At 71.3% G+C, this 18,664-nt stretch carries 17 protein-coding genes; 9 read left to right on the forward strand and 8 right to left on the reverse strand.

Translation table 11 applies throughout. The annotated features are described in order from the left end of the window. Nucleotides 1-163: 163 nt before the first annotated feature. On the reverse strand, nucleotides 164-1,588 hold the full coding sequence (glnA, locus tag ACRAKH_RS05040; RefSeq protein ID WP_380723514.1) for a type I glutamate--ammonia ligase: 1,425 nt from the start codon (nucleotides 1,586-1,588) through the stop codon (nucleotides 164-166). A 195-nt stretch (nucleotides 1,589-1,783) separates the two neighbouring features. On the opposite strand from glnA, the gene ACRAKH_RS05045 reads away from it, so the two are divergent. Beyond that, complete coding sequence (locus tag ACRAKH_RS05045; protein WP_380723513.1) at nucleotides 1,784-2,257, forward strand: RDD family protein; 474 nt, start codon at nucleotides 1,784-1,786, stop codon at nucleotides 2,255-2,257. 122 nt (nucleotides 2,258-2,379) lie between these two features. Here the strand turns inward: ACRAKH_RS05045 and ACRAKH_RS05050 are convergent, their stop codons facing one another. Beyond that, a complete protein-coding gene (locus ACRAKH_RS05050; protein WP_380723512.1) occupies nucleotides 2,380-3,120 on the reverse strand; it encodes a DUF4191 domain-containing protein in 741 nt (246 codons plus the stop codon). Between the two features lie 63 nt (nucleotides 3,121-3,183). On the opposite strand from ACRAKH_RS05050, the gene ACRAKH_RS05055 reads away from it, so the two are divergent. The 5 genes from ACRAKH_RS05055 to ACRAKH_RS05075 all read left to right on the forward strand — a co-directional run bounded on the left by ACRAKH_RS05055 (nucleotide 3,184) and on the right by ACRAKH_RS05075 (nucleotide 7,614). Continuing rightward, nucleotides 3,184-5,247 carry an ATP-dependent DNA helicase UvrD2 gene (locus tag ACRAKH_RS05055; protein WP_380723511.1) on the forward strand — a complete coding sequence of 688 codons (2,064 nt, stop codon included), beginning with the start codon at nucleotides 3,184-3,186 and terminating at the stop codon, nucleotides 5,245-5,247. A 250-nt stretch (nucleotides 5,248-5,497) separates the two neighbouring features. Continuing rightward, entirely contained in the window at nucleotides 5,498-5,719 is a 222-nt protein-coding gene (locus ACRAKH_RS05060; protein ID WP_380723510.1) for a hypothetical protein, read from the forward strand. 142 nt (nucleotides 5,720-5,861) lie between these two features. Next, nucleotides 5,862-6,287 carry a WhiB family transcriptional regulator gene (locus tag ACRAKH_RS05065; protein WP_380723509.1) on the forward strand — a complete coding sequence of 142 codons (426 nt, stop codon included), beginning with the start codon at nucleotides 5,862-5,864 and terminating at the stop codon, nucleotides 6,285-6,287. After that, nucleotides 6,284-6,508: a hypothetical protein gene (locus ACRAKH_RS05070; RefSeq protein WP_380723508.1), complete on the forward strand. Its 225-nt coding sequence runs from the start codon at nucleotides 6,284-6,286 to the stop codon at nucleotides 6,506-6,508. The genes ACRAKH_RS05065 and ACRAKH_RS05070 overlap by 4 nt, the downstream gene beginning before the upstream one ends. A gap of 194 nt (nucleotides 6,509-6,702) precedes the next feature. Further along, entirely contained in the window at nucleotides 6,703-7,614 is a 912-nt protein-coding gene (locus tag ACRAKH_RS05075) for a class I SAM-dependent methyltransferase (RefSeq protein ID WP_380723507.1), read from the forward strand. A gap of 583 nt (nucleotides 7,615-8,197) precedes the next feature. On the opposite strand, the gene ACRAKH_RS05080 is transcribed toward ACRAKH_RS05075, so the two are convergent. The 4 genes from ACRAKH_RS05080 to ACRAKH_RS05095 form a co-directional block, all read right to left on the reverse strand. Then, nucleotides 8,198-8,755: a hypothetical protein gene (locus ACRAKH_RS05080; protein WP_380723506.1), complete on the reverse strand. Its 558-nt coding sequence runs from the start codon at nucleotides 8,753-8,755 to the stop codon at nucleotides 8,198-8,200. 80 nt (nucleotides 8,756-8,835) lie between these two features. Next, nucleotides 8,836-10,146, reverse strand: coding sequence for an ABC1 kinase family protein (locus ACRAKH_RS05085; protein WP_380723505.1), 1,311 nt, complete (start codon nucleotides 10,144-10,146; stop codon nucleotides 8,836-8,838). Between the two features lie 87 nt (nucleotides 10,147-10,233). Beyond that, complete coding sequence (locus ACRAKH_RS05090; protein WP_447009658.1) at nucleotides 10,234-11,262, reverse strand: ThiF family adenylyltransferase; 1,029 nt, start codon at nucleotides 11,260-11,262, stop codon at nucleotides 10,234-10,236. A gap of 156 nt (nucleotides 11,263-11,418) precedes the next feature. Then, entirely contained in the window at nucleotides 11,419-11,574 is a 156-nt protein-coding gene (locus ACRAKH_RS05095) for a DUF5679 domain-containing protein (RefSeq protein WP_015098458.1), read from the reverse strand. Between the two features lie 204 nt (nucleotides 11,575-11,778). Here ACRAKH_RS05095 and ACRAKH_RS05100 point away from each other — a divergent pair, with 204 nt between their 5' ends. After that, nucleotides 11,779-12,306, forward strand: a complete 528-nt coding sequence (locus tag ACRAKH_RS05100; RefSeq protein ID WP_380723503.1) for a M48 metallopeptidase family protein — start codon at nucleotides 11,779-11,781, stop codon at nucleotides 12,304-12,306. Between the two features lie 133 nt (nucleotides 12,307-12,439). Here the strand turns inward: ACRAKH_RS05100 and ACRAKH_RS05105 are convergent, their stop codons facing one another. Continuing rightward, on the reverse strand, nucleotides 12,440-13,747 hold the full coding sequence (locus tag ACRAKH_RS05105) for a zinc-dependent metalloprotease (RefSeq protein ID WP_380723502.1): 1,308 nt from the start codon (nucleotides 13,745-13,747) through the stop codon (nucleotides 12,440-12,442). A gap of 81 nt (nucleotides 13,748-13,828) precedes the next feature. Here ACRAKH_RS05105 and ACRAKH_RS05110 point away from each other — a divergent pair, with 81 nt between their 5' ends. Beyond that, on the forward strand, nucleotides 13,829-14,914 hold the full coding sequence (locus ACRAKH_RS05110) for a YlbL family protein (RefSeq protein ID WP_380723501.1): 1,086 nt from the start codon (nucleotides 13,829-13,831) through the stop codon (nucleotides 14,912-14,914). Between the two features lie 88 nt (nucleotides 14,915-15,002). On the opposite strand, the gene ACRAKH_RS05115 is transcribed toward ACRAKH_RS05110, so the two are convergent. After that, entirely contained in the window at nucleotides 15,003-15,545 is a 543-nt protein-coding gene (locus ACRAKH_RS05115; protein ID WP_380727184.1) for a PPA1309 family protein, read from the reverse strand. 130 nt (nucleotides 15,546-15,675) lie between these two features. On the opposite strand from ACRAKH_RS05115, the gene ACRAKH_RS05120 reads away from it, so the two are divergent. Beyond that, nucleotides 15,676-18,624: a UPF0182 family protein gene (locus tag ACRAKH_RS05120; RefSeq protein WP_380727188.1), complete on the forward strand. Its 2,949-nt coding sequence runs from the start codon at nucleotides 15,676-15,678 to the stop codon at nucleotides 18,622-18,624. Nucleotides 18,625-18,664: the final 40 nt, after the last annotated feature.

Raw genomic sequence — 18,664 nt, forward strand, 5'->3', positions numbered from 1 at the left:
GGTGCGCTGTGTGAGAGATGCGAAAGCCGAAGGCCGGGTGACTGTGGTAGTCACCCGGCCTTCGGCCTGTGGAGGATCTGACGGCCTCTCCAGCTCACACGGCCTGGAGGCGGCCTGGGTGGGGCTTCAACCGGTGGAACTGCTGGCCAGAGCCCCGCGCCGATCACACGTCGTAGTACAGCGCGAACTCGTACGGGTTCGGGCGGAGGCGCAGCGGGTTGATCTCTTCCTCCCGCTTGAACGTGATCCAGGTGTCGATGACGTCCGGCGTGAAGACGCCGCCCTCGAGCAGGAACTCGTGGTCCGCCTCGAGGCTGTCCAGCACCGCGTCCAGGGACGCCGGCACCTGCTTGACGTCGCGGGCCTCCTCGGGCGGAAGCTCGTAGAGGTCCTTGTCGATCGGGGCCGGCGGCTCGATCTTGTTCTTCACGCCGTCGAGGCCCGCCATCACCATGGCGGAGAACGCCAGGTACGGGTTGCCCGACGAGTCGGGGCAGCGGAACTCGATGCGCTTGGCCTTCGGGTTGTTGCCGGTGATCGGGATGCGCACGCACGCCGAGCGGTTGCGCTGGGAGTAGACCAGCGACACCGGGGCCTCGTAGCCCGGCACCAGGCGGTGGTAGGAGTTCACCGTCGGGTTGGTGAACGCCAGCAGCGACGGCGCGTGGTGCAGGATGCCGCCGATGTAGTGGCGCGCCGTGTCCGACAGGCCCGCGTAACCGGACTCGTCGTGGAACAGCGGCTGGCCGTCCTTCCACAGCGACTGGTGGGTGTGCATGCCCGAGCCGTTGTCGCCGAACAGCGGCTTCGGCATGAACGTGACGGTCTTGCCGGCCTGCCACGCGGTGTTCTTGATGATGTACTTGAACAGCATCAGGTCGTCCGCGGCGTGCAGCAGCGTGTTGAACTTGTAGTTGATCTCGGCCTGGCCGCCGGTGCCGACCTCGTGGTGCGCGCGCTCGACGGTGAAGCCCTGGGCCTGCATGTTCAGGACCATCTTGTCGCGCAGGTCGGCGTAGTGGTCGGTCGGCGTGACGGGGAAGTAGCCGCCCTTGTACTTGACCTTGTAGCCGCGGTTGCCGCCCTCTTCGTCACGGCCGGTGTTCCAGGCGCCGGAGATGGCGTCGATCTCGTGGAACGAGGCGTTCGCCGTGGTGTCGAAGCGGATCGAGTCGAAGATGTAGAACTCGGCCTCGGCGCCGAAGTACGCGGTGTCCGCGATGCCCGACTCGGTGATGTACTGCTCGGCCTTGCGCGCGATGTTGCGCGGGTCGCGGCTGTACGCCTCACGCGTGAACGGGTCGTGCACGAAGAAGTTGACGATCAGCGTCTTCTCGATCCGGAACGGGTCGAGGCGAGCGGTGTACAGGTCGGGCAGCAGCAGCATGTCCGACTCGTGGATCGACTGGAAGCCGCGGACGGACGAGCCGTCGAACGCGAGGCCCTCGGCGATGGCGTCGGCGTCGAACGCGGAGGCGGGGAGCGTGAAGTGCTGCATCACGCCGGGCAGGTCGCTGAAGCGGACGTCGATGAACTTAACGCCCTCGTCGGAGATGTACTTCAGGACCTCGTCGGGATTCTTGAACACCCTCGTCGACTCCTCTGCTGCGGTGGGGGCGTGGTTGTACGCCGCTGCGGTGTGCGGCCTGCCATCGTGGCGAAACTAAGACCGCGGTGTTGCCCAGCCATCACCCTGGTGTTTCGCCAGTGTTAACGGGGTCCCCAGGTCGGGCAACCGGACCGTCGCTCCTCACCCGCTGAGCACGGCGCTTACTCTGGTGGGGTGAGCAAGTGGACCGGTTCGTGGCTGTCTGGACCCCGTTCGGCGTTGGAGCCCGGCGCCGACTCCGGCGACGGTACCGGGCAGCGGTGGCGGGGTGAACGCCTCGGCCTGCCCCAGTCCGGCCCCGGCTCGGTGGCGTCCACGGGTCGGCGCGCGATCGCCATCATGGTCGACTTCCTGCTGTCCGCGGGGGTCGCGGGGCTGTTCACCATGCCCGACCTGCCGAAGAACTGGAGCCTGCTGGCCTGGTTCGCCATCACCGTCATCGCGGTCGGCTTCTTCGGCTTCACCCCTGGTCACGCGCTGTTCGGCCTCCGGGTCGCCCGGCTGGACGGCGCCGGGATCGTCGGTCTGCCGCGGGCGGCGCTGCGCACGGCGTTGATCTTCCCGATCATCCCGGCCGTGGTCTGGGACGCCGACGGCCGGGGCCTGCACGACAAGGTCGCGGGCACCGTCGTCATCCGCGTCCGCTGAGCCCAGGGCCGGGTCGCCCAACCACGCGGACACACGCGGACACACGGACACGCGGACACGCGTCAGGCCCGCCCGGAACGACTGTCCGGAACGGGCCTGAGCGGGTCTGAGCTGCGCGAACGTCAGCGACGGCGCATGGCGCGCTGCACGTTGCGCATCTTGGCGCCCTGGGGCATCGGGCCCTTCGGCAGCGCCGCGCCGCGGCTGGCCAGCGCGGCCAGGCGGTTGTCGATCGTGTCGACCTGGGCGGTCGAGATGTTGCGCGGCAGCTTCATCAGGTGGCCCTGCAGCTTGCGAAGCGGCACCTGGCCGTCCTCCGTGCCGACGACGACGTCGTAGATCGGCGTCTCGCCGATCACCCGCGCCACCCGCTTCTTCTCCTGCGCGAGCAGGCCCTTCACCCGGTGCGGCGCGCCCTCGGCGACCAGCACCACGCCCGGCCGGCCGAGCACCCGGTGCACCATGTCGCCGCTCGTCGTGCCCGCCACCGCCTGGGTGACGCGCCACTTGCCGCGCAGGTTGTCCAGCGCCCACGCCGCCGCGCCCGGCTGGCCGTCGGCCTTCGCGTACACCGTGCGCTGCACCCGGCGGCCGAACACGATGACCGCGAGCAGCGCGCCCACCGCGATGCCCATGGGCAGCAGCACCCACTGCATGTCCCAGATGAGGCCGATCAGGAACGCCGCGGCCGTCGCGCCGAGCAGGCACGCCAGCATCAACGGCACGAGCGCCTTGTCCTCGCGGCGCTGCATCTTGAACGCCTCGAAGATCTGGCTGCGCTTCGCCTTCGATGCCGCGCGCCGAGCCTTCGCCGCTTCCTTGGCAGCCGCCTTGGCGGCCGCCTTGTCCTGCTTACCAGCCATACCCACCAGGATACGGCGCGCCGCGTCGCCCCATGACGGGAGTACTCGCTGTGCTCTGCGAGGATGCTGCGCATGGACCGGCTGCTGGAGGGACTGGACCCGGAACAGCGTGCCGCCGTGGAGGCTCCGCGCGGTCCGGTGTGCGTCCTCGCGGGAGCCGGCACGGGCAAGACCCGCACGATCACGCACAGGATCGCCTACTTGGTCCAACGCGGTCACGTTTCCGCAGGTCAAGTCCTCGCCGTCACGTTCACCGCACGTGCCGCGGGCGAGATGCGGACGCGGTTGCGGGCGCTCGGCGTGCACGGCGCGCAGGCCCGCACGTTCCACGCCGCCGCGCTGCGCCAGCTCCGCTACTTCTGGCCGCGCGTCGTCGGCGGCGAGCAGTGGCAGCTGATCGACCGCAACAAGCTCCGGCTGGTCGCGCAGGCCGCGAACCGCGCCGGCCTGTCCACCGAGTCCGACTCGCTGCGCGACCTGGCCGGCGAGATCGAGTGGTCCAAGGCGTCGCTCGTCGCGCCCGAGGACTACCCGGCCGCGGCCGCCCGCACGAGCCGTGACACGCCCGCGCCCGCCGAGCAGGTCGTGCAGGTCTACCGGACGTACGAGGAGCTGAAGAACCAGGCGCAGCTGCTCGACTTCGACGACCTCCTCCTGCACACCGCGGCGGCGTTGGAGGAGCACGGCGAGGTCGCCGAGGAGTTCCGCGACCGGTACCGGTGCTTCGTCGTGGACGAGTACCAGGACGTCACCCCCTTGCAGCAGCGCGTGCTCGACGCGTGGCTGGGCGAGCGCGACGACCTGACCGTCGTCGGCGACGCCAACCAGACCATTTACTCGTTCGCGGGCGCCTCGCCGCGGCCGCTGCTCGACTTCCCGCGCCGGTTCCCGGCCGCGGCGGTGGTGCGGCTGGAACGGGACTACCGGTCGACGCCGCAGGTCGTGGAGCTGGCCAACGACGTGATCAAGTCGGCGCGCGGCCGTCCCGCCGGGTCGAGGCTGCGGCTGATCGGGCAGCGCCCGGACGGTCCGAAGCCGACGTTCACCGAGTTCGACGACGAGTCGCTGGAGGCGGCGGCCGTCGCGCAGCGGGTCAAGGCGCTGCTGGACGAGGGCGTGGCGGCGAGCGAGATCGCCGTCCTGTACCGGGTGAACGCCCAGTCCGAGGTGTTCGAGCAGGCGTTGGCCGAGGTCGGCGTGCCGTACCAGGTGCGGGGCGGGGAGCGGTTCTTCCAGCGGGCCGAGGTGCGGCAGGCGATGGTCGCGCTGCGGTCGGCGGCGGCGCACGAGCCGACCGGCGAGCTGCCCAAGGTGGTGCGGGAGGTGCTGGCCGGGATCGGCCTGACCGACGAGCCGCCCGCCGGCGGGTCGGCGCGCGAGAAGTGGGAGTCGCTGCTCGCGCTCGTCGAGCTGGCCGAGGAACTCGTCACCACCGTGGACGGCGCGGACCTGCCGAAGTTCGTCACCGAGCTGGAGCTGCGGGCCGAGGCGCAGCACCCGCCGACCGTGGAGGGCGTGACCCTCGCGTCGCTGCACGCGGCGAAGGGCCTGGAGTGGGACGCGGTGTTCCTGGTCGGGCTGGTCGAGGGGACGCTGCCGATCCAGCACGCGGACGGCGACGAGGCGGCCGTCGAGGAAGAGCGCCGGTTGCTGTACGTGGGTGTGACGCGTGCGCGCGTGCACCTGTGGTTGTCGTGGGCGTTGGCGCGGGCCGCGGGCGGGCGTCGTTACCGCCGGCGCAGCCGGTTCCTCTACGGGCTGGTGCCCGAGGACCACCCGGCGTCGCGCGCGGTCAAGCGGGAGCCGCTGCAGCGCAAGCCGAAGCCGCAGTGCCGCGTGTGCGGGTCGGCGTTGGTGGACGCGCGGTCGATCAAGCTGAGCCGGTGCGCCTCGTGCCCGTCGGACGTCGACGAGGAGCTGCTGGCCAAGCTCCGGGCGTGGCGGGCGGACCGGGCGCGTGAGCTGAAGGTGCCCGCCTACGTCGTGTTCACCGACGCGACTCTCGTGGCGATCGCCGAGCAGCGCCCCGAGGACGTCGCGGGCCTGGTCGCCATCTCGGGCATCGGAGCGTCCAAACTGGACCGCTTCGGCGACGACGTGCTGTCCCTGGTGCGCGGCGAGCGGTGACGACTGTCCCGCCGGCGGGACAAAGCGCTCCCGTCAGCCTGACGTCGGCACGGTTGGTCCGGACGAGTGCTCGCGTCGCAGCGCTCTGTGCAGGGCAAACGCTGAACTTTCACACGATCGACAGGTATTTGGAAAAACCGGTTGCACCCGCCGTGCGCCGGGTCATAACCTGCTGAGGCCGGGCGCGAAGCGCCCGCTGGGGATTCAAGAGCTTGCAGTCGACACGAGACACCCGAGGAGGTGACCGGCCGTGAACACTCTCATGTGCTTCGAGACGCCCGGTTACCTGAAGTCCGGGGTCGTTCTCGTGTCCGGCGCTGCTCTCGTCGCGGGGGAGAAGTCTGCCCGCGATCGCCACGCCCTCAAGTGGGGCGCTGAGCGAGTTCAGCTGATCCAGGTGCCGGCGCCGCACGCGCCGACCGTCCGTCCGACTCAGATCGTTGCGCCGTCCGCGCACGAGCGAAGTACCTGACCACCTTGTAGTCAGGCCACGAAGCTCACCAAGGCCGCGGACCCGTAACCGGATCCGCGGCCTTTGTGCTGTTCAAACCCGTTTTACAACGCAGTTCGCACGACCAAAACCCCATGCAACACCCTTGACAGGAGTCCACCTGATGTTGACCGCGACCGTCCCCATAAACGGGACGTTGTCCACCGAGCCGGAGCTCGCCGGAGCGGGAGTCGCTTCTCTGATCGACACCGCGCCCGACGCCGGCTTGGAGCTTCCTTGCCGCACCAACAACCCCGACCTGTGGTTCGCCGACTCGCCGGCCGAGCTGGAGGAGGCGAAGCGGTTCTGCGCCTCCTGCCCGGTGATCGCCGAGTGCCTCGCCGGGGCGATCGCCCGCCACGAGCCGTGGGGCGTCTGGGGTGGCGAGATCTTCGAGCGCGGAGCCGTGATCGCGCGGAAGCGTCCCCGTGGACGCCCCCGCAAGGACGCGGCACCCGTTGTTCCCGCGGCGCCCGCCGCGACCGTTGTGCCCGCGGCGCCCGCCGCGACCGTTGTCCGGGGGGCTAACGACCAGGAGGCCGCCGCGTGACCACGTATCGATCCACCCGCGACGAAGCAATGCTCATCGAGATCAACCCCAAGGGGAACCCCATGCTGCTCGAAGAAAATCTCGCCAGATCCCGAATGCATGACGCGGAGATATACGCGCGACAGCATCGGCTGGCCCACCGGCTCATCGTCGCTCGCAGGTGGCGTCGGTTCGCCGGATGGGCCGCGCGCCGGGCCGCCCTGAAGGCCCACGCGATCTGAGTGCGCACGCCGGCCCGCCTGCCCCGTCACCTCGACGGGGCAGGCGGGCCTCCGCCGTAGCCACCGATCGCATTCCAGCGGAGAGCGATCGGCGGTGGGCGAGTCGAATGGACGGCAGCCGGCCGAGTGGTCGTGGTCGCGCTCGGGCCGAATTTCAAGCGGAGGGTTCGGCCCGCGGTGGGTACCGTCGACGTGTGGCAGCTCACTCTCACACCCATGCCCACTCGCACGACGGCATCGACTGGTCGTCGCGGCTGACCGCCCTGCGGCAGGCCGACGAACTGGACGGCGAGGCCCACCGCGTGGTCGCGCGGAGACTGGTGCGCGCCCTGCCCGACAACCCGACCGTGCTGGACGTCGGGTGCGGCGCGGGCGGGATGAGCGTGGCACTGGTCGAAGCCCTGTCCGCCCGGGGCGGGGGCACGGTGGTGTTGGTCGACGGCGCGCCGGAGCTGCTCGACGTGGCGACCGGCCTCGCGCGCTCGGCGGCCTCGTACGAGACCGACACGAGCACGACCACCGTGCACATCCGGCCCGTGCTGGCCGACCTCGCCACCGAGCGGCCGGCGGACCTCGCCGGGCCCGCGCAGCTGGTGTGGGCGTCGAACGTGGTGCACCACCTCCCGGATCAACGTGCGGCCGTGCTGGGGTTGGTCGACGCCGTCGCGCCGGGTGGGTGGTTGGCGCTGGCCGAAGGCGGCTTGGAGGGCAAGTTCCTCCCGTTCGACCTCGGCATCGGCGAACCGGGCCTGCAGGACAGGCTGGCGGCCGCCCGTGCCCAGTGGTTCGTGCGGATGCGCGAGAACACGGAAGGCGCCGTCCGGATGGCGGGCGGCTGGAACACCGCGCTCGCCGAGGCCGGCCTGGTCGAGGTGACGGCGTTCAGCTACCTGATCGACCACCCGGCGCCCGCCAAGCAGGCGGTCCGCGACTGGGCGGTGAACCGGCTGCAGTGGCACATGGAGGTCGCCGGCGACCTCCTGCACCCCGCCGACCGCCGCACGGTCAGCCGCCTCCTCGACCCACACGATTCCGCCTTCCTCGGGTTGCGCGACGACGTGTTCCTGCTGACCGCCAACACGGTGTACGTGGGTCGCAAGCCGTGACGGAGGCCTGTGCCCGATGCGGCCGGACGCGGTCCTCGGTGACCGATCCGGCAGACCTCCTCGCCTGGGTCCACCAACGAGAGCCCAGAGCACGGACCACCGGTGCCGGCGACCCCCGCTCGTCGGAGCGCTCGGACGCCCAGTGGCTGTGCCACGTCTGCGCGCGGGCGCATGTGCGAGACATCGAGGGCAAGCTGCCCAGCGACTACTGGAACTAGCCGGTCCGGCCGCCAGTTCGACGGCCTGGTGCGCTGGATGAGCGCCGGGGCGGCGGGGCGACTCGGTCTTCGGGCTGGTGGCGGAGGGTGTGGATTCGGCCGGGCGAGCTCGGGCAATGGAGCGGGCCGGTGGGCAAGGCTGGGGTTGACCGGTGAGATCCGCGGCTGTGTGAGCCGGCGGGGTGTGACTGCCCGCCGGTCCGGTCGGCTGCTGGTGGGCGTGGGGCCGGCGGGGTGAGGCTGCCGGTCGGGCCGGTCGGGCGGTGGGTTTGGCCGGTGGGGTGCGGCTGCGTGTCTGGTGCCGGGTGGGTGCGTGGGCGTGGGCGGGTGGTTGGTGTGGGTGGGCGGGGTTGGTGGGTGGGTGGTTAGCGGAGTAGGGCGGCTAGGAGTTTCAGGGTTGACCTTGGGGTGGCTGAGCCCCGCTTGCTGCCCGCGTTCAGCTCCGCGGTCAGGCCGGCGACCGTGCACAGGCCCGTGGACACCGCCGTCGCCAGCATGTGGTGTTGGCGCAACGGGTTCGGGTCGTGGCGGGCGGCGTCCAGGGCTGCCCTTGTCGGCTCGGCCACGGGGAGGCCGTCGCGCAGCACGACCTCGGGCGGGCGGGTCGTGCGTTCCAGGATCACCTGGTCGGGGTTGGCTCGGCGGGTCGCCGGCGGGCTCAGCAGGTGGATCTTGGGGTGTGGGTGGGGCAGGGGTGTGAGGCCGTGGGCGCGCAGGGCGTCGACGCCGGTGACGACCGCGCCTTCACCGGCGTAGGCGAGGGCAGCCCGGACGCGTTGCGCCCTCGTGGGCGGCGCGGGGCTCAGCAGCAGGACGCCCGGCAGGATGCGTTGCCACGGCCCGCCGGGGCGGCACTTGAGGTCGATCACGTAGCCGGGGACGCCGGCCGCTTTCAGCTCCGCGGTCTTGATCACGTCGGTCATGCTTCGATCTTCGGGTGGTTCCGGGGATCGGGCCAGTGGCCGGTCGTGATCTGTGGACAACTAGACGGGCTGTGGACAACTCAGTCGTCGAAGCCCGGTTGCCAGCGGGCGACGATGGCCCTGGCCTGCACGTTCGCGTCGAGCTGGCAGAGGATGCCCGTCGCGCCCAACGTCACCCTGTGGATAAGCAGGTACTGGGGCGGCAGGTTCAGCGACCGTCCCGTCTGCGACTCGGGGCTCCGGAGGTCGCCGACGCGCTCCGCCTGCTTCTGCAGCCACCGCCGGGTGAAGTGGAACGTCTCCGTCCGCAGCGGCTCGACGAACGGCGCCAGGTAGTTGAGGACGTCCTCGGCGTGCAGTTCGGTGCCGGGCCGGATGAACCGCTCCGCCCGCAGCAGCTCCACGAGGTCCTGGGACCGGCCGTCCAGCGCCAGCCTGGTCATCAGGCCGAGCGTCTTGGGCAGCCCGTCGGGCAGCCGCGCGACGGCCCCGAAGTCGAGCACGCGCAGCCGGCCGTCGTCACCGAGCATGAAGTTGCCCGGGTGCGGGTCGGCGTGCAGGAGCCCGGACCGGCTCGGCGCGGAGAAGTGGAACTCCGACAGGAGCTGACCGGCCAGGTCGCGCTCCTCGGGTTCACCCTCTCGGATGATCTTCGACAGCGGGACGCCGTCGGTCCACTCGGTGACCATCACCTTCGGCGAGCTGGCCACCACGCGCGGCACGAGCACCCGGTCGTCACCGTCGAACGCCTTGGCGAACACCCGCTGGTTGTCGGCCTCGGTCCGGTAGTCCAGCTCCTCCAGGTACCGGTCCCGCAGCTCCTCCAACAACGGCTTGACCTCGGTGCCGGGCATGATCGCCTGCAACACCCGGCTGAACCGCAGCAGTTGCTTCAGGTCGGTCTGCAGCGCCTCGTCGGCGCCGGGGTACTGCACCTTCACCGCCACGTCGCGGCCGTCGTGCCACACCGCCCGGTGCACCTGGCCGATGCTCGCGGACGCGGCCGGGTTGTCGTCGAACGACGAGAACCGCTTCGCCCACCCCGCGCCGAGCTGCTCGGCCAGCACGCGGTGCACGGTGCGCGAGGGCATCGGCGGCGCGGCCGTCTGGAGCTTGGTCAACGCCTCGCGGTACGGCTCGGCCAGCTCGTCCGGCACCGCGGCCTCGAACACGCTCAGGGCCTGGCCGAACTTCATCGCGCCGCCCTTGAGCTGCCCGAGCACCGCGAACACCTGCTCCGCGGTCTTCGCCGACACCTCGGCGCTGACCTCCTCGGAGCTGCGGCCTGCCAGGCGCTTGCCCCAGCCGCCCACCACGCGGCCCGCCACGCCGAGCGGGAGACTGGCCAGCTTGGCGGTGCGGTGCGCTGCCTTGCGCGGGATCTCGCTCACCCGGTGATTCTCCTCCCGCCCGTGCACGAGTTCGCAGTGGTTCGCGCCTCTCCCACAAAACCTACACAGCCCAACCTGAGGGACGGATCAAGTCGCCGAACGGCACTCACAGCGGGGGTGCACGGGCGCCAGGTGGTGTTCGACCGCCCCGGTGAACGCGTCGACCTCCAACGTCGCGTCCCACGTCGGCGGCCTGGTCCCGGACGCGGTCCCGACGGACGCGCCGGGCGGGCCGTCGAGCGCCAGGAGAACCTGCCCGACCGCGACGCCGGCGGTGGCCGTGACGGTGGCCAGGTCGGCGTGCTGGGACCGGCCGACGAGCTGGGCGGCGACCAGCGGCCACGTCGGGTCGACGTCGGCCTGGTGCCGGTCCGCGCACCTCAGGCAGCTGCTGCGACCGGGCACGACCAGCGGTCCGACCACGCCGAGCCCTTCGCGGACCCGCACGGCCAGGTGGGGCGTGCGGTCGGCGAGGAGCTGGTGCAGCAGCTCCGGGGCGGGCACCAACGCGTCGGCCAGCACCACGAGGTCCGGCCCGCGAGCGCCCGACCGCACGGTCCCGCACGCCCGGCGCACCGCGTCCCGGGCGGCGTCGGCGCGCGGTCTGCCGACGTCCGACTCGGTGTAACCCGATCCGGTGTCCTCAGGCCCGACGCGGCCCCGCGCTATCACCCGAACGTGTGCCACTCCGGCGGCCGCGAGGAGCGTCGCGACGATCACCGCGAGCCGCCCGTCGCCGTGCACGACGACGGCCTTGGCGGCACGGGTGGCGGCCAGCCCGGTGGCCGGGCGGCGGCTGCGCAGCGCCCACCCGGTCGCCTCGGCGGTCAGCCGGGGGTGCGGCGGGGGCACGGCCTCCTCCACCAGCCCGGCGCGCGTCAGGCCGTGCAGGAGGCCGACCAGCTCGGCCGCCTGGCGACCGTGACCGGCGAGACGTTGTCGCAGGTCGGTGAGGGTGTGCTGGCCGGTGAGGCCGAGCAGGACGGACGCCATCGGCTCGGGCACGTCCTCGACGAGCATGGCGTGCCGCGGGTCGGTGCCGATCTGCACGACGCCCTCCCGGCGGCGCAGCAGCGGCAGGCCGGGCAGGACCCTGGGGCGGTTGGGGAGATCCACACCGTCAGCGTGCCGACGATCGCCGGCCCGGCAAAACGGCTGTCCACAGGCTTCTGAGTTGTCCACAGGCGGGCCTGACCAGGCTTGACGGACCTGGTCGAGCCGCGGAGCCTGAACGGGCGGCCGGGCAACGCAGGACCCGGCCACCCGCCGGCGTCAGACCTTCGCCTTGCCGAGGATCCGGGTCACCGTGGTCCCGCAGACCGGGCACTTGCCTTTGGCCATCCTGCGGTTGTTGCTCTCGTGCACCTCGCCCGTGAAGTCCCGCTTCTCACGGCACTTGACGCAGTAGCCGTTGTAGGTCTCGGCCACGGCTTCCTCCCTTGTTTCGAGAGTGCGGGGCGATCTGCGCCACACTCGGGGGTTGCGCTGCACGCTACCTCCGGGAACGCCGCTCCGCTGCACGCCGCGGCCGGCGTGTCCAGCCGCCTTTCGGACGAACCTGCCGGTAGGTCCCCCGACAGACCGCCGCTTGGCCGCCGCGGATTGTCGGTCTCTGGCCTTACCGTGAACGCCATGCCCGAACCGCAGGTGGAGGTGCGGCGCAGCGCCCGGCGCCGTCGCATGGTGAGCGCGTACCGCGAGGGGGACACGGTCGTCGTCCTGCTGCCGGCTCGCATGAGCAAGAGCGAGGAGAAGCACTGGGTCGCGGAGATGCTGAGCCGCCTCCAGCGCAGCGAGACCCGCCGGCGTTCCCCCACGCGCACGTCGGACGCCGCGCTGCTCGCCCGGTGCGAGGAGCTGGCCGACCGGTACCTGGACGGCGTGCAGCCGAGCAGCGTGCGCTGGGTGCCGCCGATGCGCACGAGGTGGGCGTCGTGCACGCCGAGCGAGGGCACGATCCGGATCAGCGAACGGCTGCGCGACGTGCCCGGCTGGGTGCTCGACTACGTGCTGGTGCACGAGCTGGCGCACCTGGAGGTCCCCGGGCACGGCAAGGACTTCTGGGACCTCGTGCACAGGTACCCGAAGGCCGAGCGGGCCATCGGGTACCTGGAGGGCCTCTCGGCCGCGGCGGGCCTGGGCATCACCGAGGAGGACTGAGGTGAACGGCCGCTGCTCCGCGGCCGGCGGCCCGGAGGTCGGTCGTTCGCGCCTGATCTCCGACGATCGACCAGCGTGATCGCCACGAGATGAGGCGCGAACGACCGACGCGACCTCGCGGGGGAGCGGGGCGCTACTCCCCGTCCTTCTCCGGTTCGTCCTTCTCGCGGAGGGTGCGCTCCAGCTCCGCCATCGGGTCCTCCAGCGCCTTGCGCGTCTGGCCGAACCGCTCGGCGAACTCCATCGGGTCGTCCAGGTCCTCCGCCGTGGGCACGAGGTCCGGGTGGTCCCACACGCTGTCGCGCTGCTCGATGCCGTGCTGGTCGCCGAGGAGCTTCCACAGCGCCGCCGCCGACCGGTGCCGGCGGGGCCGCAGCTCCAGGCCGACGAGCGTGGCGAACGTCTGCTCCGCCGGCCCGCCGGACGCGCGCCGCCTGCGCAGCGTCTCCCGCAGCGCCTCGGCGCCCGGCAGCCGCTCGCCGACCGCCTCGTTCACCACCACGTCCACCCAGCCCTCGACCAGGGCCAGCAACGTCTCCAGCCGGGTCAGCGCGGCCTTCTGCTCGGGCGTGGTCTGGGGTTCGAGCATCCCCGACTTCATCGCCTCTTCGATGCTCGCCGGGTTCGCCGGGTCGATCTGCCCGGCCAGCTGCTCCAGCGCCGACGTGTCGACGGTGATGCCGCGGGCGAACTCCTCGACCGTGTCCAGCAGGCGCTGCCGCAGCCACGGCACGTGGCTGAACAGCCGCTGGTGCGCCGCCTCGCGGGCGGCCAGGAACACCAGCACCTCGCTGGCGGGCCGCTCCAGGCCCTCGGTGAACTTCTCGATGTTGGCCGGCAGCAACGCGGCCGTGCCCTCGGGGCCGAGGGGCAGTCCGACCTCGGTGGACGTCAGCACCTCGGAGCCGAGCTGCGCCAGCGCGCCGCCGAGCTGCGAGCCGAACGCCATGCCGCCCATCTGTCCCAGCATGGACAGCAGCGGGCCGGCGGCCTCCTTCGCCTCGGCGGGCATCGCCTCGACCCACGCGCCGGACACGCGCCGCGCCACCGGGTCGCACAACCGCTGCCACGTCGGCAGCGTGCGCTCCACCCACTCGCGCGCGGTCCAGCTCTGGGTCGTGCGGGACCCGGCGGGCAGCGCCGTCGCGGGGTCGAGCCACATCTCGGCGAGGTGCACCGCGTCGGTGACCGCGCTGTTCTGGTCGGGGCTGAACCCCAGGCCGGAGCCGCCCGTGCCGGCGAGCTGCTGGAGGGCGATCTGCTTCGCGAGGTCGTAGTTGACCGGCCCGGACGACGTGCCCGCATTGCTGAACATCGCACCGAGCTGGCTCAGCATCGCGCCGAGCTGGTTGAAGTCGAAGGGGTTCTCCCCTTGGTCTCCGGGTTTGCGGTTGCGGTCGTCGGGGTCCTGCGGGCTGAACCCGAAGGGCAGGTCACTCATGCCACCACGGTACGCGGGACGACCGCGCCGTGCGGTACCGGTTCGCCGGCAGCGTGACGGGGTGGTCGTACCCTGTCGGGCGTGACCGAAGGCACCGACACCGCCGTGGACCAGGCACCAACCCCACCGCCCGCGCCACGGCGCGGCCTGACCCGGCGGACGTGGACCCTCGTGGTCAGCCTCGTGGTCGTCCTCGCGCTCGGTCTGCTCGGCGGGTTCGCGCGCGTGCCGTACGTGGCGCTGGGCCCCGGCCCGACCTACGACACGCTGGGCCAGGTCGACGGCGGCGACGTGGTGGCCGTCGACGGCCAGGAGACGTTCCCGACCGGCGGCAAGCTCACCATGACGACGGTCTCGCTGACCGACGACGTGTCGCTGTTCGGCGCGCTCGGCCTGTGGATCAGCGGCCGGTACGCGCTCGCGCCGCGCGAGGAGTTCTTCCGCCCGGGGGAGTCGGAGCAGGAGGTCCGCGACCAGAACGTGAAGGCGTTCCAGGATTCGCAGACCAGCGCCGAGGTCGCCGCGCTGCGCTACCTCGACTACCCGATGAAGGTCGTCGCCGCGGAGATCAACAAGGACAGCGCCGCGGCCACCGTGCTGGAGCCCGACGACCGGCTGCTGGAGGTCAACGGCAGGCAGATCGCGAGCGCCGACGACGTGCGGGGCGCTTTGGAGCAGACCAAGCCCGGCGACCAGGTCTCGCTGACCTACCAGCGCGGGTCGGACCGCAAGACGTCGACGGTGACGCTCGGCCGCACCGAGGGCCGGGAGACCGGTTTCCTCGGCGTGCTGCCGCTGGACCGCGCGGACGTGCCGTTCGACATCAAGATCAGCCTGAGCGACGTGGGCGGCCCGTCGGCCGGCCTGCTGTTCGCGCTGTCGATCGTCGACAAGCTGACCCCGGGCGAGCTGAACGGCGGCAAGTCCGTCGCGGGCACGGGCGAGATCAACGACCGCGGCGAGGTCGGCCGCATCGGCGGCATCGGGTTCAAGATGGTCGCGGCGCAGGAAGGCGGCGCCACCGTGTTCCTCGTGCCGGCCGGCAACTGCGACGAGGCCAAGCAGCACGCCCCGGAGGGCATGCGCCTGGTCAAGGTCGAGACGCTGGACGACGCCGTCCAGTCCTTGGAGTCCCTCGGCAAGGGCGGCGACGCGCCGAGCTGCTGACGCCGCGGCCGGGCCGGCGACGCCCGGCCGGCCCGCGCCCGGCCGGCCCGCGCTCGGCCGGCCCGCGCTCGGCTAGTCCCGCGCTCGGCTAGTCCCGCAAGGTCTCCAGCAAGGCGCGGGTCAGGTTCGGGGCCAGTTCGGGGTGCGCCACGACCTCCTCCGGCACGTCGACGCTGCCGCGCAGGCGCAGCACGCACGCCGCCGAGCCGTCCCGCAGCACCGCCGCCACCAGCCGGGCCTCACGGCGCTGGGGGTGCTCGGCGGCGAACCGGCGCGCCTCCTCGTCGTCCAGCTCCTGCTCGGTCAGCTGCGCCTCGGCGTCCGGCGGCAGCACGACGATCTCTTGCGCGAGCGCGCAGCCGTGCACGACCTCCGGCCACACGATCCCGGCCAGCGCCCGGTCCAGCTCGGCGTCCGGCAGCGAGTCCTGCGCGATCGGGGTCAGCGGCGACGACTCCGGATCGAGCTGACCCGCCAACTCCGGCTGCTGGGCCAGCAGCTCCGCGGTCGGGACCAGCGCGAACAGCTGGGTCGGCTGGTTCCACCCGGCGGTGGACACGAACTCCTCGACCTCGCGGGCGACAGCGGGCAGCACCACGGGCGGCGTTTCACTGGCTGACACGTCCGTCATGCTCCCATCCGCCCGAAACGGACGACCGAACGGGGAACCCTCGGCGGCCTCCGTAGAGTTGGACAGAACGTACGAACGCCACTACCGCGATCCAGGAGCGTGCCCCGTGGCCACACGGCCCCCGGTCGGACTGCCCAGGCTGTCCCGTCGCAGCCGGATTCTGCTCATCGTCGGTGCGGTGGTCCTGGTCGGTATGATCACCGGCTCAAGGCTGCTCGGCACCTACGTCAACTGGCTCTGGTTCGGCGAGGTCGGATTCCGCAGCGTCTACGCCACGGTGCTCGCGACCCGGTTCGGGTTGTTCCTCGCCGTCGGCCTGCTGGTGGGCGGTCTCGTCGCGATCAACCTGATCCTCGCCTACCGCAGCCGGCCGGTGTTCGTGCCGGTGTCCGGGCCGGACGACCCGGTGGCCCGCTACCGCGCGGTCGTCAGCAGGCGGATGAAGCTGTTCGCCATCGGCCTGCCGGTGATCGTCGGCCTGATCGCGGGCGCCTCGGCGCAGGGCGAGTGGCAGATCGTCCAGCTGTTCCTCAACGCCACCTCGTTCGGGACGACCGACCCGGAGTTCGGCCGCGACATCGGCTTCTACGCCTTCGAGCTGCCGTTCTACACGTGGCTGCTGTCCTGGCTGTTCATCGCCACGGCGGTGGCGTTCGTCGCCGCGGTGGTCGCGCACTACCTGTTCGGCGGCATCCGGCTGGCCGGTCGCGGCGGCCAGCTGTCCGGGCCCGCGCGCACGCACCTGGCGATCGTGGCCGGCGTGTTCGTGCTGCTCAAGGCGGTCGCGTACTTCTTCGACCGGTACACGCTGCTGTTCTCGGACCGGAACAACAAGTTCCACGGCGCCACGTACACCGACCTCAACGCGGTGCTGCCGGCGAAGTTGATCCTGCTGTTCATCGCGGTCTTCTGCGCCATCGCGTTCTTCGCGGGCGCGGTGCTGCGCAACCTGCAGCTGCCGGCCATCGCGACCGTGCTGCTGGTGTTGTCGAGCATCCTGGTCGGCGCGGCGTGGCCCGCCGTGCTGGAGCAGTTCTCGGTGAAGCCGAACGCCATCCAGAAGGAAGCGGACTCGATCAGCCGCAACATCGACGCCACCCGACAGGCGTTCGGGCTGACACCGGACAAGGTCGAGAGCAAGCCCTACGCGGGCAAGCAGAACGTCTCGCTGGAGGAGCTGAAGAGCGACCAGGCGACGTTGGGCAACGTCCGGCTGCTCGACCCGGCCGTCATCTCGAAGACGTTCACCCAGTTCCAGCAGCTGCGGCCGTTCTACTCCTTCCCGGACAAGCTCGACGTCGACCGGTACAAGGTGAACGAGCAGGTCCAGGACTACATCGTGGCGGTGCGCGAGCTGTACAGCGCCGGCATCCCGTCCGGCCAGCGCGACTGGATCAACCAGCACCTCATCTACACCCACGGCAACGGCATGGTGTTCGCCGAGGCCAGCAAGGTGAACTCGCCCGCGGACGAGGGCGGCAACGGCGGCTACCCGGTGTTCGAGGTGACCGAGGTCGGCCAGGACGGCAAGGTCAAGCCGGGTCCGTTCGGCGTGCAGCAGCCGCGCACCTACTTCGGCGAGCTCGGCTCCGCGGGCGACTACGCCATCGTCGGCGGCCGCGGCGAGGGCGCGCCGGGCGAGTACGACACCGACGGCTCGTCGTACACGTACGACGGCAAGGGCGGCGTCCGCATCGGCGGCCTGTTCAACAAGCTGGTCTTCGCCGCCGCCTACGGCGAGCGGAACATCCTGTTCAACTCGGCCATCGGCGACGACTCGCGGATCATCTTCAACCGCCACCCGCGTGAGCGCGTGGAGGACGTGGCGCCGTGGCTGACCGTGGACGGCGACCCGTACCCGGCCGTCGTCGACGGGCGCATCACGTGGATCGTCGACGGCTACACGACGCTCGACAAGTACCCGTACGCGCGCCGCACCGCCCTGGGCGACGCCACGAACGACTCGCTGCCGGGCGTCGCGCAGCAGCCGAACCGGGAGATCAGCTACATCCGGAACTCGGTCAAGGCCACTGTGGACGCCTACGACGGCACCGTGTCGCTGTACGAGATGGACGACAAGGACCCCGTGCTGAAGGCGTGGATGGGTGTCTTCCCGGGCACGGTGAAGCCGAACAGCGAGATGTCGCAGTCGCTGCGCGAGCACCTGCGCTACCCGGAGGACCTGTTCAAGGTCCAGCGCGAGATGCTGTCCGAGTACCACGTGGACAAGCCGGACGACTTCTACTCCGGCGTCTCGTTCTGGTCCGTGCCGTCCGACCCGACCATCGACAACGCCACCACCGTCGAGGCGCAGCAGCAGGGCGTCCAGCAGCAGCGGGACCGGCAGCCGCCGTTCTACGTGCTGGCGGGCGACCCGACCGGCGACCCGAACAAGGTCAGCTTCCAGCTCACCAGCGCGCTGGTGCGGCTGAACCGCGAGTTCATGGCGTCGTACGTGACGGTCAGGTCCGATCCGGACAACTACGGCAAGATCAGCGTCCTCACGCTGAACAACGAGGCCAAGGGTCCGCAGCAGATCCAGACCACGTTCCTCACCAACGGCGAGGTCAGCGGTGAGCTGAACCTGCTCACCCAGCGCCAGACCAAGGTCGTCTACGGCAACCTGCTCACGCTGCCGGTGGGTGGCGGCCTGCTCTACGTCGAGCCCATCTACATCGAGCGCGCCAGCCAGAACACCCAGTTCCCGCAGCTGTTCAAGGTGCTGGTCAGCTTCGGCGACAAGGTGGGCTACGCGCCCACGTTGAGCGAGGCGCTGGAAGAGGTGCTGACCGGCGCGGCGGCCCAGGTGCCGGGCCAGGACACCTCCGGCCAGCCGCCGGCGTCCACGCCGTCCGCCACGCCCCCTCCGCCCGCGAACGGGCAGCAGGGCGGCACGGAGGTCCAGCAGGCCGTGCGGGACATCCAGGCGGCCTTGGCGCGGGTGAAGGCGGCGCAAACGAGCGGTGACTTCGCCGAGCTGGGCGCCGCGTACAAGGCGCTCGACGACGCGACGAAGAGGTTCGAGACGGCCAGCGCCGCGACCACGTCCTCGGCCCCGCCGACGACGCCGACCGGCTGACCCTCTTCGACCTGCGGTGATACCGCGATCGGGTGGCCTG

Source organism: Saccharothrix hoggarensis (genome assembly GCF_052936025.1).